At 73.5% G+C, this 14734-nt stretch carries 16 protein-coding genes and 1 pseudogene; 9 read left to right on the plus strand and 8 right to left on the minus strand.

The annotated features are described in order from the left end of the window. Positions 1–31 precede the first annotated feature (31 nt). Together M8542_RS35420 and M8542_RS35425 are read right to left on the minus strand one after the other, a co-directional pair. Entirely contained in the window at positions 32–799 is a 768-nt protein-coding gene (locus tag M8542_RS35420) for a maleylpyruvate isomerase family mycothiol-dependent enzyme (protein WP_257924684.1), read from the minus strand. Further along, a complete protein-coding gene (locus M8542_RS35425; RefSeq protein ID WP_257924685.1) occupies positions 789–1427 on the minus strand; it encodes an SAV_6107 family HEPN domain-containing protein in 639 nt (212 codons plus the stop codon). The genes M8542_RS35420 and M8542_RS35425 overlap by 11 nt, the downstream gene beginning before the upstream one ends. A 27-nt stretch (positions 1428–1454) precedes the next feature. Between M8542_RS35425 and M8542_RS35430 the strand changes: the two genes are divergently transcribed. The 3 genes from M8542_RS35430 to M8542_RS35440 all read left to right on the plus strand — a co-directional run bounded on the left by M8542_RS35430 (position 1455) and on the right by M8542_RS35440 (position 3206). Beyond that, positions 1455–1847: a hypothetical protein gene (locus M8542_RS35430; protein WP_257924686.1), complete on the plus strand. Its 393-nt coding sequence runs from the start codon at positions 1455–1457 to the stop codon at positions 1845–1847. Positions 1848–2124: 277 nt separating this feature from the next. Next, a complete protein-coding gene (locus M8542_RS35435; RefSeq protein WP_257924687.1) occupies positions 2125–2637 on the plus strand; it encodes a YbaK/EbsC family protein in 513 nt (170 codons plus the stop codon). Beyond that, a complete protein-coding gene (locus M8542_RS35440; RefSeq protein WP_257924688.1) occupies positions 2634–3206 on the plus strand; it encodes a GNAT family N-acetyltransferase in 573 nt (190 codons plus the stop codon). The genes M8542_RS35435 and M8542_RS35440 overlap by 4 nt, the downstream gene beginning before the upstream one ends. Here M8542_RS35440 and M8542_RS35445 read toward each other — a convergent pair. The 3 genes from M8542_RS35445 to M8542_RS35455 all read right to left on the minus strand — a co-directional run bounded on the left by M8542_RS35445 (position 3203) and on the right by M8542_RS35455 (position 6893). Then, the gene (locus tag M8542_RS35445; protein ID WP_257924689.1) at positions 3203–4072 is read right to left on the minus strand and encodes a DMT family transporter; all 870 of its coding nucleotides are present in this window, start codon (positions 4070–4072) and stop codon (positions 3203–3205) included. The two genes, M8542_RS35440 and M8542_RS35445, sit on opposite strands and share 4 nt — an antisense overlap. Positions 4073–4283: 211 nt before the next feature. Then, positions 4284–5966, minus strand: a complete 1683-nt coding sequence (locus M8542_RS35450) for a DUF885 domain-containing protein (protein WP_257924690.1) — start codon at positions 5964–5966, stop codon at positions 4284–4286. A gap of 42 nt (positions 5967–6008) precedes the next feature. Next, on the minus strand, positions 6009–6893 hold the full coding sequence (locus M8542_RS35455) for a methylenetetrahydrofolate reductase (protein WP_257924691.1): 885 nt from the start codon (positions 6891–6893) through the stop codon (positions 6009–6011). A 49-nt stretch (positions 6894–6942) separates the two neighbouring features. Between M8542_RS35455 and merB the strand changes: the two genes are divergently transcribed. The 5 genes from merB to M8542_RS35480 are packed head-to-tail and all read left to right on the plus strand — an operon-like array spanning position 6943 to position 11957. Beyond that, on the plus strand, positions 6943–7635 hold the full coding sequence (gene merB / locus M8542_RS35460) for an organomercurial lyase (RefSeq protein ID WP_257924692.1): 693 nt from the start codon (positions 6943–6945) through the stop codon (positions 7633–7635). Between the two features lie 60 nt (positions 7636–7695). Next, positions 7696–8787: a polyprenyl synthetase family protein gene (locus tag M8542_RS35465; RefSeq protein WP_257924693.1), complete on the plus strand. Its 1092-nt coding sequence runs from the start codon at positions 7696–7698 to the stop codon at positions 8785–8787. A 1-nt stretch (position 8788) separates the two neighbouring features. Beyond that, positions 8789–10258, plus strand: a complete 1470-nt coding sequence (gene crtI, locus M8542_RS35470; RefSeq protein ID WP_257924694.1) for a phytoene desaturase family protein — start codon at positions 8789–8791, stop codon at positions 10256–10258. Next, complete coding sequence (locus M8542_RS35475) at positions 10255–11181, plus strand: phytoene/squalene synthase family protein (protein WP_257924695.1); 927 nt, start codon at positions 10255–10257, stop codon at positions 11179–11181. Before crtI ends, M8542_RS35475 begins: the two co-directional genes overlap by 4 nt. Then, complete coding sequence (locus M8542_RS35480) at positions 11178–11957, plus strand: LLM class F420-dependent oxidoreductase (protein ID WP_257924696.1); 780 nt, start codon at positions 11178–11180, stop codon at positions 11955–11957. Before M8542_RS35475 ends, M8542_RS35480 begins: the two co-directional genes overlap by 4 nt. A gap of 45 nt (positions 11958–12002) precedes the next feature. Here the strand turns inward: M8542_RS35480 and M8542_RS35485 are convergent, their stop codons facing one another. Together M8542_RS35485 and M8542_RS35490 are read right to left on the minus strand one after the other, a co-directional pair. Further along, positions 12003–12599, minus strand: coding sequence for an MmpS family transport accessory protein (locus M8542_RS35485; RefSeq protein WP_257924697.1), 597 nt, complete (start codon positions 12597–12599; stop codon positions 12003–12005). Between the two features lie 111 nt (positions 12600–12710). Then, positions 12711–13238 carry a CGNR zinc finger domain-containing protein gene (locus M8542_RS35490; protein ID WP_257924698.1) on the minus strand — a complete coding sequence of 176 codons (528 nt, stop codon included), beginning with the start codon at positions 13236–13238 and terminating at the stop codon, positions 12711–12713. A 22-nt stretch (positions 13239–13260) separates the two neighbouring features. Here M8542_RS35490 and M8542_RS50685 point away from each other — a divergent pair. Further along, positions 13261–13929: pseudogene (locus tag M8542_RS50685) on the plus strand (MFS transporter); the annotation flags it as partial. Between the two features lie 414 nt (positions 13930–14343). Here the strand turns inward: M8542_RS50685 and M8542_RS35500 are convergent. Then, positions 14344–14712, minus strand: coding sequence for an Rv2175c family DNA-binding protein (locus M8542_RS35500; RefSeq protein ID WP_257924700.1), 369 nt, complete (start codon positions 14710–14712; stop codon positions 14344–14346). Positions 14713–14734: the final 22 nt, after the last annotated feature.

The raw sequence follows: 14734 nt of genomic DNA on the forward strand, positions 1-14734 counted from the left end.
CAGTTCCGGTTCGGCTTCCCCACCGGCCGGTTCATCGGGTCGCGAGCCGCAGCAGCGCCCAGAGCTGGGCCGCCTGGTCGTGCACCCCGCGCACGGTCACCGCGGTCAGGGACGCCCGGCCCCACAACCACAGGTAGAGCTGCGGGGGTTTCGCCGTGACGACGTCGTCCGCGGCCTCGGCCTCCTCGGCCGAGCAGCGCCAGGCCTCGGTCACGTCGGGTCCGGCGCGCGCGATCCAGCTGTGCGCGCCGGCGCGGACGCCGACCGAGCCCGCCTTCGTGCCGGTGAGCCCGAGCATCGGGAGCTTCTGGCCGAACCACAGGGTCAGCGCTTCGTCGATGCCGTCGATCGCGACGTCTTCGTCGACACCACGCGACTCGGTGCCGGCCGCCTGTTCGACGTCGACGCGGTGGATCACGGTCTCGTGCAGCATCCGGCGGCGCCAGAAGCCGTAGGTCGGGTCGGCCGGCCACCAGGTGTCGGCGCGTTCCTCGGGGTCGTGTGCCGCGAGCTCGTCGAGGAGCTCGGTCAGGCCGGTCTCGAGGTAGGCGGCCAGGCTCTGGCCCGGCTCGGGGTCACGCGGCCAGTCTTCGGGGACGCGGCCTTCGGCGAGCCGGCACCGGACCATCCGGTAAAGGCTCCCGACGTGCCGGGCGACTTCGCCGAGCGACCAGCCAGGGCAGGCGGGCACCGGCGCTTCGCCGGGCCCGGCGCCGACCGCTTCGGCCAGGACCCGGCCTTCGATGCCCAGCGCCGTGAGCAGCCGCCCCTGGTCGACCGGGCCGTGCTCACGCGACATGGGCTTCCCCGGTGATCGGGAGGCCGTGCACCAGCCGGCGGACGAGTTCGAGGAACGGCACGGCGGCACGCACCAGCTCGGCGGCCGACTCGCCGGTGACCTTGCCGGTGATCCCCGCCTGCGCGGCGGCGCGGGTGGCCGAGTTTCCCGCGAAGAAGGCAGACCACTCCCGCAGCTCGGGAGCGACGGAGTCGAGCAGCACCCAGGTGCTGGCGGGCCGCGAGCGCCCCCGGTGCGGCCGCCCCCGGGCGGCGAGCACGGCGGCGGCACCCCGCAACGCGGCGAGATAGGCGCCGACGAAGCGCTCGACGGGATCGGTTTCCCGTTCGGCATCGGCCAGCCCGCGCCGGGCTTGGGCCAGGAGACCGGCGGCAACGGGCGGGGCGGGTGCCCGCAGCGACATGGGCAGCTGGGACTGCCCAGAATCGCCGGCGGCCTCCACCGGCGGCACCGGAACCCGGCCCGCGGCCGGGGACAAGGGCAGCTGGGGCTGGTGAACGACAGCGGCTCGGGTCCGCGGCTGGGGCCGGTCGCGCTCGGTGCCGGCGGCGGGCCGCGACAGCGGCAGCCGCGGCTGGTGCGCAACGGACGGCGACTTACCGGCCTCGGCGGGCGCGAGCAGCGGCATCGGAAGCTGCTCACTCTCGGCGGCCGGGTGTGGCTGGGATCGATCACCCTCGGCACCGGCGCCGGGGCGCGGCTGATGGACAACAGCAGCCTCCCGCGCGGCGGACCCAGGCGACTGAGGCTGATCGCGCTCGACACTGGCGGCCGGGCGCGGCGACAACGGCCGGCGAACAACCTCCGAGCCGACGGCCGGGCGCGGGCCGCCGTCAGCGGGCGACTCGGCGGGGCGCAGCGGCAGCTGCGGCTGGTGGACAACAGCGGTCTCGACCGACTCGGCGGCCGGCCGCGGCGACAACGGCTGGCGGACAGCCGCCGCCGGCGCAACAGGCGGCTCAGCCGAGCGCGGCCGGTGAGACCGACCACCCTCGGCCGGAACCGAGGCACGGCCGGCGTCAGCCGGTTCGTCGGGCAGGCGCAGTGACATGGGCAGCTGCGGCTGCCCCGGGTCCGCGGGGGACACGACCGAGACGGACATGACGACCCTCCTCCTGCACGGCGTGAGCCCGGTCGAGGGCCGGCGCCGAGACGCTTCCCCCGTCCCGGCGCCGGGCGCCTGACCGGTGCGCGCTCACCGGATGTCGAACGTCTGTTCGAACAAGTTCCAGAGTAACCCCCGACCCGGCGTCCGCTCAACCCCAGGGGTGGAATCCCCGGACGTGGTGCGGGACACCTGGTCGGTGGCGTGATCTCATAGGTTCATGAGTTCGCTGGACCACCCCGCCGTCGCCAAGGTGGCGGCCGCGCTCGCCGAAGCCGGGCAGCACGCCGCCGCCGAGGGCATCCGTGTCCTGCCCGCCGAGGTCCGGACCGCCGCCCAGGCGGCCGAAGCGCTCGGCGTGCCCGTCGGGGCCATCGCCAACAGCCTCATCTTCCGCCTGGGGTCCGACAAAAACGCGCTCCTCGCCCTGACCTCGGGTGCCCACCGGGCCGATCCGGCCACCCTCGAGCGCCTGGCCGGCGGCGAAATCGGCAAGGCCGACGCCGATTTCGTGCGGGCGCACACCGGGCAGCCGATCGGCGGCGTCGCGCCCGCCGGGCACCCGGCGAAGCTGCCGACGCTCGTCGACACCGCGCTGCGCGCCCACGACGTCGTCTGGGCCGCCGCCGGGCACCCGAAGACCGTCTACCCGACGACGTTCGCGGAGCTCGTGGCCTTGACCGGGGGCACCCCGGGCGCGCTCGACGGCGCGGAGGAGGATGGACAGCCGTGACCGCGATGCCCGCCGGCTGCTCCCGGTACGTCCAGCTCTCCGCGGACGAGTTCCGGGCGCGCCTGCCCGAGGCCCTCGACATCTACGTCCGGGCGATGCGCTACCCGGCCGGCACGGCCGAGCAGCGCCAGCCGATGTGGCTCACCCACGCACTGCGTGAGGGCTGGCGCTGCATGGCCGCGCTCGACGCCGACGACGTCCTGCTCGGCCTCGCCTACGGCTACCGCGGCCGGGCCGGCCAGTGGTGGCACGAGCAGGTCCGGCACGGCCTGAGCCGCCGGTCCGGGCCCGCCGAGGCCGAGCGCTGGCTGGCGGACTACTTCGAGCTGACCGAGATCCACGTCAAGCCGGAGAACCAGGGTCACCAGATCGGCGAGGACCTGCTGCGCGGCCTGCTCGAAGGTGTGCCGAGCGCGAACGTGCTGCTGTCGACGCCGGAGGGCACCAGCCGGGCGTGGAAGCTCTACCGGCGCACCGGCTTCGTCGACGTCCTGCGTGACTACCACTTCGCCGGCGACCCGCGGCCGTTCGCGATCCTCGGGCGGGCGCTGCCCCTCGACCCGCGCTAGGCCGGCTCAGGCCGCCAGTAGCCGACGGCCAGCGCCGCGACCAGCACGGCCGCGCCGCACCACGCCTGGACGCTCAGCCGTTCGCCGAACAGCAGCGCGGACAGCACCGCGGCCGTCAGCGGCTCGAGCACCGCCGACAGCGCGCCGAGCACGGGGTGCGCCGTCGCCAGGCCGCGCAGGTACGCGGCGTAGGCGAGTGCGGTCGGCACCGCGCCGAGGTAGCAGACCAGCGCGAGGACGTCCACGCGCAACGGGAGCGCCAGGCCCGCCCAGCTCGCCACCGGCGTGAGCAGGATGCCGCCGACCAGGCAGCCGAACGCCGTGGTGGACAACGGTTCCAGCACCGGCTTCGCGGTGATCAGGGTGAGGGTCGCGAACCCGGCCGCGGCGAGGAGCGCGAGACCGAGGCCGGCGAGGAGATGAGCCGGCTCGTCGGGAGTCCACCGGAGCAGCACCAGCCCGGCGAGGGTGCCGGCCAGCGAACCGAGCGTCCAGCGGGACGGCCGGCGGGTCCCGGCGAGGGTGACCATGACGGGTGCGGCGCCGATGGTGGTCATGGTCGCGATGCTGACCGAGCTGAGCGAGACGGCGGCGAAGTAGCTCGCCTGGAAGAGCGCGAACAACGCGCCGACGGCGAGAAGTCGTTTCGCCGCTTGGGCGGTGCGCGGGAGGGCGCCACCGTTCAGGAGGACGAAGAGGGTCGCGAACCCACCGCCGACGAGCAGGCGGTAGGCGGCGACGGCAAGCGGGTGGAGGCCGGCGCGCTGGCCGAGCAGCGAACCGGCGAGGCCACCGGTGCCCCACAGGACACCGGCGATGACGAGCGCGGCCGAGGAACGGGCGCGCGTGGGCAGGTCGACAGACATGGAAAGGCTCCTGCGTCGAAGGAAAAGGGAGTTCGACGACGCGGGGCGGTTGTGCACGACAGATCAGCCGCGGGCGCTGGAGGCCACGCGGCGAGGACCACCCCGCTCAGGCGCGAGGCGGTGGGGTGACGAACAGAATTCGGCGCACGGACCGAACCTAGTGGCGGAGACCTGCGGGCGGCCACCGGATTTCCGGCGGCCGCCCGGGTCGTCAGTCCAGCTGGGCCAGCTGCTCCCGCAGCGTGTCCAAGCCCATGCCGCCCATGCGCAGCGCCTCCGTGTGGAACCGCTTGATGTCGAACGCTCCCCCGGCCCGGGCCTGCGCCTCCGACCGCGCGGCCAGCCACAGCCGCTCGCCGATCTTGTACGCCGGGGCCTGGCCCGGCCAGCCCAGGTAGCGGTCGATCTCGTCGCGGACGTGGGCCTGGTCCGTGATCGTGCGGGTCAGCATGAACTCCAGGCCCAGCTCCGGCGTCCAGCGCGAGCCCTCGTGGAAGCCCGTGCCCGCCGGGATCTCGAGCTCCAGGTGCATGCCCAGGTCGACCACCACCCGGGCGGCCCGGAACAGCTGCTCCGACAGCATCCCCAGCAGGTCGCCGTCGTCCGAGAGATAACCCAGCTCCTGCATCAGGCGCTCCGAATACAGCGCCCAGCCCTCCGCGTGGCCCGAGGTGAACGCCATCAGGCGCTGGTACTTGTTCAGGCCCTCGGACTGGTCGACGGCCGTCGCGATCTGGAGGTGGTGGCCCGGTGCTCCCTCGTGGTACACCGTGCTCGTTTCGCGCCACGTCGAGAACTCGTCGCGACCCGCCGGGAGGGACCACCACATCCGGCCCGGGCGGGCGAAGTCCTCGCTCGGGCCCGTGTAGTACGCGCCGACGCCGCCGCCCGGCGGGGCGATCTTGCACTCCAGCGCCATCACCCGGTCCGAAATCTCGAAGTGCTTGCCGCGCAACGACTTCAGTGCTTCGTCCGACAGGCCCTGCATCCACGCCTCGAACTCGGCGCGACCGCGGACGCGGTAACGCGGGTCGGCGTCCAGGACCGCGGCGGCCTCCGCCGGGGAAGCGCCCGCCTTGATCCGGTTCGCCACCGCGCGGATCTCCGCCTCGATCCGCGCGAACTCCGCCCAGCCCCACTCGTACGCCTCGCGCAGGTCCAGCGTGGCGCCGACGAAGAACCGCGACCACAGGCGGTAGACGTCCTCGCCGACGGCGTCCTTGACCGGGGCCTTCGGCGCCAGCTCGGCGCGCAGGAACCCGGCGAACTCCGCGAACGCCTCCTCGGCCGCCCTCGCGCCGTGCGCGAGGTCCGCCGCGAGCGCCGAGGAAGACGCGCCGCCGGCGAGCTGGGTGAAGTAGCCCGTCTCGTCCTTCAGGCCCGCCCACGTCTCGCACTGCTCCGCCACCTTCGCGACCTGACGCAGCGCCGCGACGTGCCCCGCGTCGGCCGCCGAGAGCAGGCCGGCGCGCAGGCTCGCCAGTGCCGCCGGGACCTCGCCGATCCGGGCCGCGACGACCGTCCAGTCCTGCTCGGTGTCCAGCGGCATCAGGTCGAACGCCATCCGCAGCTCCTGCACCGGGCTGGAGATGACGTTGAGGCTCGCCACGTCGAGGCCGGCCTCGTGGATCTCCAGCTCCAGGCCGACGCGCTCGGTGAACACGGCCTTGGCGGCGCGCTCGCCGGCGTCGGCCGGCTCGAGGGCGGTGACCGCGGCGTGCGCTCGCGCGGCCAGCGCGGCGCGCTCGGCGAACCCGTCCGCCGAGTAGTCGGTCAGCCGGTGGTCGTGCCCGGAGATGCCGTAGGCGGTCGCGGCGACCGGGTCCGCGGCCGCGAAGTCGTCGACGTAGCGGTCACAGATCTCGTGCACGCCATCGGAAGCAGTAGGAGCCATGCGCCGCACGCTACCGGGCCACTCGGACGCAGTGGTACGTACTTAAGCACGGGCGGGGACGAGCCCGAGCCGGGCGATCACCTCGCGTGTCGCCTTGGACCGGTTGAACGTGTAGAAGTGCAGGTTCGGCACGCCCTCGGCGATCAGCTTCTCGCACAGCTCCGTGATGACGTCGATGCCCGCCGCGCGGAACGCCGTGGGGTCATCGGCCAGCGGTTCGAGCCGGTCCAGGAGCTTGCGGGGCGCCGGCGCGCCGGACAGCTTGATCGTCGTCTGCAGCGTCCGCATCGTGGTCAGCGGCATGACGCCGGGCAGCACCGGGACGTCGCAGCCGGTCGCGGCCACCCGGTCGCGCAGCCGCAGGAAGTCCTCGGCGTCGTGGAACAGCTGCGCGATCGCGAAGTCCGCGCCCGCGCGCAGCTTGCGGACCAGGTACTTCGTGTCGGTCTCCAGGTCGGCCGAGCGGGGGTGGCCGTAGGTCGACGCCGAGACGCCGACGCAGAAGTCGCCCAGCTCACGCACCAGCTGGACCAGCTCTTCGGCGTAGGTCAGGCCCTCGGGGTGCGGGATCCAGTCGCCGTAGACGTCGCCGGGCGGGTCGCCGCGCAGCGCGAGGATGTTGCGGACGCCGACCGAGGCGTACCAGCCGATGACGTTGCGCAGCTCGGCGACGGAGTGGTTGACCGCGGTCAGGTGGGCCATCGGCACCAGCGTCGTCTCGGTCGCGACGCGGGCGATGCTGCGGATCGTGCCGTCGCGGCTGGAGCCGCCGGCGCCGTAGGTGATCGACATGTAGGCCGGGTCGTAGGGCTCGAGCTCCCGGATCGCCTTCCACAGGACGGCCTCGTCGGCCGTGTCCCGAGGTGGGAAGAACTCGATGGAGAACTTCGGCTCGTCTCCCCGCAACCGCTCGATCACCGACGTCATGTCTCGAATGTTAAGGGTCCCGGCTCTAGACTCGATACAGGAGTGAGCCATGAGGTATGACGACGCCAGCTGGGACGAGGACGTGCGCCTCGCCGTCTACCACGCCTTCGCCGACCGCGGCCGCGCGCCGTCCGCGCCGGAGCTGGCCGACGCCGCGGGTGGGTCGCTGGCGGTGGCCAAGCAGGCGCTGCACCGCCTCGCCGGGGCCCACCACCTGGTGCTCGACGAGTGCGAGCACGTCGTCCTCGCCCACCCGTTCGCCGCGAAGTCGCTCGGCTTCTCGGTGATGGGCTCGCACACGCTCTGGTGGGGCGGCTGCGCGTGGGACTCCTTCGCCATCCCCCACCTGGTGGCCGACGAGCCGGAGGTGCTCGTCGCGACCCGCTGCCCTGGCTGCGCCCAGCCGCACGCGCTGGTCGTGAACCGGGCCGGGCCGCCCGAGGGCGCCCAGGTGGCGCACTTCATGGTGCCCGCCGCGCGGATGTGGGACGACGTCCTGCACACCTGCGGCAACCAGCGGCTCTTCTGCTGCGAGTCCTGTGTGGACGCCTGGCTCGCGGACACCGGCCAGGACAAGGGCTACGTGATGGACCTCGTCACGCTCTGGCGGCTGGCCCGCGGCTGGTACGAGGGCCGGCTCGAGCGCGGCTACCGGCGGCGCGAACCGGACAGCGCGGTCGCCTACTTCGCCGAGGCGGGCCTGACCGGCCCGTTCTGGGCGCCTACGACGGCCGGAGTCTGATTCGCCACATCCGAGCGCCCCGGCGGTTCGTGCCCCCGCCGGTTCCGCGAGGATGGCGGCATGAACGCGCCCGTCTCCGACGCCGACCTGCCCGCCCACGTCGAGCGCGCGCTGGCCGGGTTCCTCGGCCGGGCGGGCGCGGAGATCACCGGGACCGAGCCGACCGTGGCCGCCGGGATCGACGCGCTGAGCGAGTTCGTGCTGAACGGCGGCAAGCGGCTGCGCCCGACGTTCGCCTGGTGGGGCTGGCGCGGCGCGGGCGGCGACCCGGCCGGCCCGGACGCCGAGGGCGTGCTGCAGGCGGTGGCCAGCCTCGAGCTGATCCAGGCGTGCGCGCTGATCCACGACGACCTGATCGACTCCTCCGACTCCCGCCGCGGCTTCCCGACCGTGCACATCGCCGGCGCGAAGCTGCACGCCGACCAGGGCTGGCTCGGCTCCCCTGCGACGTTCGGCCTGGCCACCGCGGTGCTCGTCGGCGACCTGGCGCTGGCCTGGGCCGACGACATGTTCGCCGACGCGCCGCTGCCCGCCGAGACGCTCGCCGCGGCGCGCCCGGCCTGGCGCGCGATGCGCACCGAAGTCCTCGCCGGGCAGTACCTCGACGTCCGCACGCAGGCCACCGGCGACGCCTCGGTCGAGGCCGCGCTGAAGATCGACCGGCTCAAGACCGCCGCCTACACCGTGCAGCGGCCGCTGCACCTGGGCGCGGCGCTCGGCGGGGCGTCCCCCGAGCTGATCGGGACGCTGCTGGAGTTCGGCGGCGAGGTCGGGGTCGCCTTCCAGCTGCGCGACGACCTGCTGGGTGTGTTCGGCGACCCGTCGGTCACCGGCAAGCCGGCCGGCGACGACCTGCGCGAGGGCAAGCGGACCCTGCTCGTCGCACTCGGCCTGCAGCTGGCCGCCGAGAAGGGCGAGACGGCCGCGGCGACCGTGATCGGCGACGCGATCGGCGCCGCCGACCTCACCGACGAGGACGTGCAGACCGTCCGGCTGGCGTTGCAGCAGGTCGGCGCGGTCGACGCCGTCGAGCGGCGGATCGACGAGCTGACGACGGCGGCGATGGCCGCCCTCGAGCGCGCGCACCTGGCCGAGCCGGCGCCCGAGGCGCTGACCGGGCTGGTCGTCAAGGCCACCCAGCGGACGTACTGACGTGCGCAAGATCGAGGGTCCCGGCGACCACGTCGTCGTCATCGGGGCCGGGCTGGCCGGGCTTTCGGCGACCCTGCACCTGCTCGGCGCGGGCCGGCGCGTCACGCTGCTGGAGCAGGCCGACGTTCCGGGCGGCCGGGCCGGGCAGCGGACGTTCGACGGCAACGCCGTGGACACCGGCGCGAGCGTGCTCACCATGCCCGAACTGCTGGACGACGCGTTCACCGCGGTCGGGGAGTCCCTGGCCAAGAACCTGCGCCTGACCAGGCTGGACCCGGCGTACCGGGCGCGCTTCGCCGACGGCAGCGAGCTGGCGTTGCGCACCGACGCCGACGCGATGGAAGCCGAGATCCGGGCGTTCGCCGGGGCTCGTGAAGCAGTCGGCTACCGCGCGCTGCGGCGCTGGCTGACCGAGCTGTACGCCGTGCAGAAGGACCGTTTCCTGGCGACGAACTTCGACTCGCCGCTCGACCTCGCGCGCCCTGAGCTGGCGAAGCTCGCCGCGCTGGGCGGGTTCGGCCGGCTCGGCCCGCGCGTCGGCCGCTACCTGCGCGACGAGCGCGTGCGGCGGCTGTTCACCTTCCAGGCGCTCTACGCGGGCCTCGACCCGGCGAGCGCGATCGGCGCGTACGGCGTGATCGCCTACATGGACACCGTCGGCGGCGTCTACTACCCCGAAGGCGGGATGGGCGAGATCGGCCGGGCGATGACCGGCGCGGCGGCCCGGGCGGGTGCGGACGTGCGGTTCGGCACCGAAGCCGCGTGGCTCGAGCGGGTGTCGTCCCGGGTGCGCGCGGTCCGGACGCGCTCGGGCGAGCGGATCGCGTGCGACGCCGTCGTGCTCGCCACCGAGCTGAGCTCGGCGTACCGGCTGATCGGCGCGCGGCCCCGGCGGCCGGTGCCGCTGCGGTATTCGCCGTCCGCGGTGGTGCTGCACGGCCGGACCACCGAAAAGTGGGACCTCGGGCACCACACGATCTTCTTCGGCGGCGCCTGGGAGCGGACGTTCGCCGAGATCATCCGCGAGGGGAAGCTCATGAGCGACCCGTCGCTGCTGGTCACCCGGCCGACGGCGACCGACCCCGGGCTGGCCGGACGCGGCGGCGAGATCGTCTCGGTGCTGGCGCCCGCGCCGAACCTGAGCCGCGGGCCGATCGACTGGGAGCGCGTCCGCGGTCCGTACCGCGAAGAGCTGCTTCGCGCGCTCGAAGCACGCGGGCTCACCGGGTTCGGCGACGACTTCACCGTCGACGAGACGCTCACCCCGGCGGACTGGGCGGCGCGTGGGCTCGCGGCCGGGACGCCGTTTTCGCTGGCGCACACGTTCACGCAGACGGGCCCGTTCCGGCCGGCGAACCTGGTGCGCGCGGCGGGCAACGTGGTGCTGGCCGGCTGCGGCACGACACCGGGCGTCGGCATCCCGCCGGTGCTCATCTCCGGACGGCTCGCGGCGCGGCGGATCACCGGGTGAACGAGCTCGACGCCGCGGGCATCCTCGCGCCGGACCTGCGTGCCGCCTACACCGAGTGCCGCCGCATCAACGCCCACCACGGGCGCACGTTCTTCCTGGCCACCCGGCTGCTGCCGGCGCGGGCCCGGCCGGCCGCGCACACGCTCTACGGGTTCGCGCGGATGGCCGACGAACTGGTCGACAACCCGGCGCCGGGCAGCGACCCGGCGGCCGCCCTCGATCGGGTCGGCGACCTGGTCGACGTCGTCTTCGAAGGCGGGACTCCGGACGACCCGGTGCTCGCGGCGCTGGCCGACACCGTGCGGCGCTACGGCATCGCGCGTGAGCTGTTCGACGCGTTCCTGAAGTCGATGCGGATGGACCTCGCACCGGTCGAGTACCGGACGTTCGGCGAGCTGGGCGACTACATGTACGGCTCGGCCGCGGTGATCGGGCTGCAGATGCTGCCGGTGTTCGGCACGATCGGCCCGCTGGCCGACGCCGAGCCGGGAGCGATCGCGCTCGGCGAGGCGTTCCAGCTGACGAACTTCCTGCGCGACATCGGCGAGGACCTCGACCGCGGCCGGCTGTACCTGCCGACCGCGGAGCTGGCGGCGTTCGGCGTCACCCGCGCAATGCTGGAGCAGCGGCGGCCGGATCCGCGGATCCGGGCGGCCCTGGCGTACTTCGTCGCCCGGACGCGAGCGGTGTACCGGCGGGCCGAAGCCGGGGTGGCGTTGCTGCGCCCGGAGTCGCGGCCGTGCGTGCGGACGGCGTTGACGCTCTACGAGGGGATCCTCGACGAGATCGTCGCGCTGGACTACGACATCCTGTCGCGGCGCGCGGTGGTGCCGAACTCGCGGAGGCTGGTGGTCGCGCTACCCCCCTTGGCGACGGTTTGGGCGCGCGAGACGTTCCGGGGCGGTCGTAGGCTGCGATCATGACCGAACGACGCATCCGGATCGGGCTGCAGCTGCAGCCGCAGCACGCCGACTACGACGCCATCCGGCGCACGGCCTCCGCCGCGGAAGAGCTCGGCGCCGACATCGTCTTCAACTGGGACCACTTCTACCCGCTCTACGGCGAGCCGGAGGGCAAGCACTTCGAGTGCTGGACCATGCTCGGCGCGTGGGCCGAGTCGACGTCGCGGGTCGAGATCGGCGCGCTGGTGACGTGCAACAGCTACCGCAACCCCGAGCTGCTGGCGGACATGGCCCGCACGGTGGACCACATCTCGGGCGGCCGGCTCATCCTCGGCATCGGCTCGGGCTGGTTCGAGAAGGACTACGACGAGTACGGCTACGAGTTCGGCACGGCGGGCGGCCGCCTGGACGACCTCGCGGAGGCCCTCCCCCGCATCGAGTCCCGCCTCGGCAAGCTGAACCCGGCCCCGACCCGCAAGATCCCGGTCCTCATCGGCGGCGGCGGCGAGAAGAAGACGCTCAAGCTGGTCGCCAGGCACGGAGACATCTGGCACGGCTTCGGCGACCCGGAGGTCGTCGAGCGCAAGGTCAAGATCCTGGACCAGCACTGCGCGGACGTCGGCCGCGACCCGGGCGAGATCGAGCGATCCTGCGGCGTGCAGGGCGAGCCGGACGAGCTGGGGCCGAAGCTGCTCGACCTCGGTGTCACGACGTACACCGTGGGGGTCGGCGGGCCGGACCACGACCTGAGCGCGCTCGAGAAGTGGGTCGCCTGGCGGGACAAGACCAACAGCTGAAGTTGTCGCGGGCCCGTCCCGGGGTGCCGGGGCGGGCCTTTTTCGTCAGCCGCAGCTGACCACGGCGTACGGCCCGGAGCTGCTGTTCTCGGCGATGACGCTGCCGTCGCCGCGGGAGATCCGGCACGAGATCGTGCCACCGCCCGCGTTCTGGGCGTTCATGTTGATGCCCAGCGTGTCGCCCTCGCCGTCGATCGTCTTCGACCACTTCTTCCCGCGGACGCCGGTCTCCTGGGACATGTCGAAGTCCGGCTTCAGGTACGTGATCATCGAAATTCCGGAGCCGGTCGTGGTGACGCTGTAGGTGATCCGGCGGGCCTTCCGGTCGGCCTCCTCCTCGGCCTTGCGCTGGGCCTCCGCCGCGGCCGCCGAGCTGGCAGCAGCCTTCGACGACTGTTCGGCCACTTCCGAGGACGCCTTCGCCGCTTCCTCGTACCGGCTCCGCTCGGCGGCCGCGGCGGCCGGATCCGTCGTGCGAACGGGTGCGGTGTCCAGCGAAGTCGCGTCGGCCGTCAGCGCGGGCTTCGGCTCGGTGGTGGCCGAGATCGACCCGATGATGACGACGGCGGCCACCGCCGCGGCGATCCAGGGCCACTTGGGGTGCTTCTTGCCGGCCGGGGGCCGGGTTGCGGGGACGGACATGCGTGCTCGATTCGTGGTCTGCCGACGCGTTCGCACGCCCCGTCGCCCGGCCTCGGCACGGTATTACGGTCCGCGGCCGAAAACAGGCCGAAAGACCCTGATCGACAGGCCCTACGACCTCGCCGACTGCCGGTGCGCGGCGACCCGTTCCCGCGTCGCGCACCGGGGCGAGCAGTACTTCCGCGCGCTCCCCCCACCGGTGTGCGCGAACGGCTTCCCGCACGAAGGCGACGCGCACAGCCCACCCGGCACGTCCTGCCGCGACGCCAGCAGCGAAGCCAGCCCCAGCGCCGAAGACGTCACCAGCCACGCTCCCCAAGGCCCATCGTCAGCCGCATCGACGTGCAGGTGCCAGCCGTAGCCCTCCTCATGGTCGGTCAGCCGCGGCGGCCCCGCGTACGCCGCGAAGAGCGCGTTGAGCGCCGAAGCCGCCGAAGCGACGTCAGGAGCCGCGAACACCGACCGCAGCTCGAGCGCCGCCGTGCGCAGCGCAGCGACGTCCGAAGGCGACAGCCGGACCTCCGGCTCACCGTGCGCGTGCAGGACCGCAGCCACCGCCGCCGGCTCAGGCGATGGGACCAGCAGCACATCAAGCAGGTCGACAGCACGCTGCACGGAATCCCGGTGCGGAAAGGCCATAGCCCACTGTAACGTCTCGCACATGCTAAGGCGTTACCTGGTCGGCACGACGCTGGCGAGGACCGGCGACGAGCTGTCCGGACCCGCCCTCCTCCTGCTCGGCCTCACCCTGAGCCCGAACGCCGGCTCGGCGCTGCTCGCCGGGCTGACCGCCGCGGCCGCCGTCGGCGGGCCCGTCTTCGGGGCCCTCCTCGACCGCAGCCCGGCGCCCGGGCGGCTGCTGGCCCTGGCGCTCGCCGGGTACTCCGGCGGACTCGCGGTCGTCGCCACCGTTTTCGGCAACCTGCCGCTGGGCGTCGCGATCGCCGCCGTCACCGGGCTGCTCAACCCCGCCATCGCCGGCGGGTGGACCGCTCAGCTGCCGGCGGTCGCCGGGCAAACGCTCGAACGAGCCAGCCGCTTCGACGCCATGACCTTCACCGTCGCCGCGCTCGCCGGGCCCGGGCTCGCGGGTCTCCTCGGTGGGCCGACGGGGCTGGTCGTCGCCGTCGTTTTGATCGCCGCCGCGATCCCGGTCGCCTGGCTGCTGCCGAAAAGGGCAAAGCCCGCCAAAGCGGCTCGGCTCAGAGAGGGCTTCGCGGTCCTCGTCAAGAACGCACCACTGAGGAGCGCGACCCTCACGTCGACGATCTCTTTCGTCGGCATCGGCATGGTCACCGTCTGTTACCCGCTCCTCGGCGCCGCCCACCTTCGCGGCCCACGGGACGGCGCGCTCCTGCTGACCGTCCTCGCCGTCGCGTCCCTGCTGGCCAACGCCGTCCTCGCGAAACATCCGCTGCCCTGGTCACCCGACCGGACGGTCCGGCTCAGCACGCTGCTCCTGGCCGCGAGCGCCGTCCTGGCGACCTTGGGCCCGATCCCGCTGATCGGCGGCGCGATCCTGGCCGGGTTCGCCGAAGGACCGCAGCTCACGGCGTTGTTCGCGATCCGCCACCGCGAAGCGCCGGCGCACGTCCGGGCGCAGGTGTTCACCACCGCGGCGAGCGTGAAGATCACCGGCCTGGCGGCGGGCGCGGCGCTGGCCGGGCCCTTGGCCGCGTGGTCGCTCCCGGCCGCGCTGCTCTGCGCGGCCGGGGTGCAGCTGGTGGCCGGGGCGCTCAGCCGGTCAGAACGCCATCGCCTGCGCGCGCCGCTTGACCTCGGTCCCGTGGCTCGTGCGCAGGGCGTTGACCGGGGTGCTGCCCGGCAGGGTGTCGTCGGCCGTGAACAGCCAGCGGAGCATCTCGGTCCGGCTGAAGCCGGAGTCGGCGAGCACCGTGATCGTCCCGGCCAGGCCCTTGACCACGCCGTCCTTGACGAAGAACGCGCCGGGCACGCACAGTTCGCCGCCACGCTTGAGGGCGATCAGCTGGCCGTCCCGCAGCATCTGCCGGACCTTGTTGGCCGAGGTCCCGAGGACGGTCGCCACCTCCGTCAACGGGAGGACCGCGATGGCGGTGTCGAGGATGTCTTCGGCGACAGGAATCCCACTCACAGGTGACACTGTGCCACATTTC

The sequence above is a fragment of the Amycolatopsis iheyensis genome, assembly GCF_024703995.1.
Taxonomy (GTDB): Bacteria; Actinomycetota; Actinomycetes; order Mycobacteriales; family Pseudonocardiaceae; genus Amycolatopsis; species Amycolatopsis iheyensis.

Excerpts from the sequence above, each read along its gene's own strand:
- M8542_RS35420 (WP_257924684.1), bottom strand. The coding sequence starts at position 799 with ATGTCGCGTGAGCACGGCCCGGTCGACCAGGGGCGGCTGCTCACGGCG.
- M8542_RS35425 (WP_257924685.1), bottom strand. The coding sequence starts at position 1,427 with ATGCCGCTGCTCGCGCCCGCCGAGGCCGGTAAGTCGCCGTCCGTTGCG.
- M8542_RS35435 (WP_257924687.1), top strand. The coding sequence starts at position 2,125 with ATGAGTTCGCTGGACCACCCCGCCGTCGCCAAGGTGGCGGCCGCGCTC.
- M8542_RS35445 (WP_257924689.1), bottom strand. The coding sequence starts at position 4,072 with ATGTCTGTCGACCTGCCCACGCGCGCCCGTTCCTCGGCCGCGCTCGTC.
- M8542_RS35450 (WP_257924690.1), bottom strand. The coding sequence starts at position 5,966 with ATGGCTCCTACTGCTTCCGATGGCGTGCACGAGATCTGTGACCGCTAC.
- M8542_RS35455 (WP_257924691.1), bottom strand. The coding sequence starts at position 6,893 with ATGACGTCGGTGATCGAGCGGTTGCGGGGAGACGAGCCGAAGTTCTCC.
- merB (WP_257924692.1), top strand. The coding sequence starts at position 6,943 with ATGAGGTATGACGACGCCAGCTGGGACGAGGACGTGCGCCTCGCCGTC.
- M8542_RS35465 (WP_257924693.1), top strand. The coding sequence starts at position 7,696 with ATGAACGCGCCCGTCTCCGACGCCGACCTGCCCGCCCACGTCGAGCGC.
- M8542_RS35480 (WP_257924696.1), top strand. The coding sequence starts at position 11,178 with ATGACCGAACGACGCATCCGGATCGGGCTGCAGCTGCAGCCGCAGCAC.
- M8542_RS35485 (WP_257924697.1), bottom strand. The coding sequence starts at position 12,599 with ATGTCCGTCCCCGCAACCCGGCCCCCGGCCGGCAAGAAGCACCCCAAG.
- M8542_RS35490 (WP_257924698.1), bottom strand. The coding sequence starts at position 13,238 with ATGGCCTTTCCGCACCGGGATTCCGTGCAGCGTGCTGTCGACCTGCTT.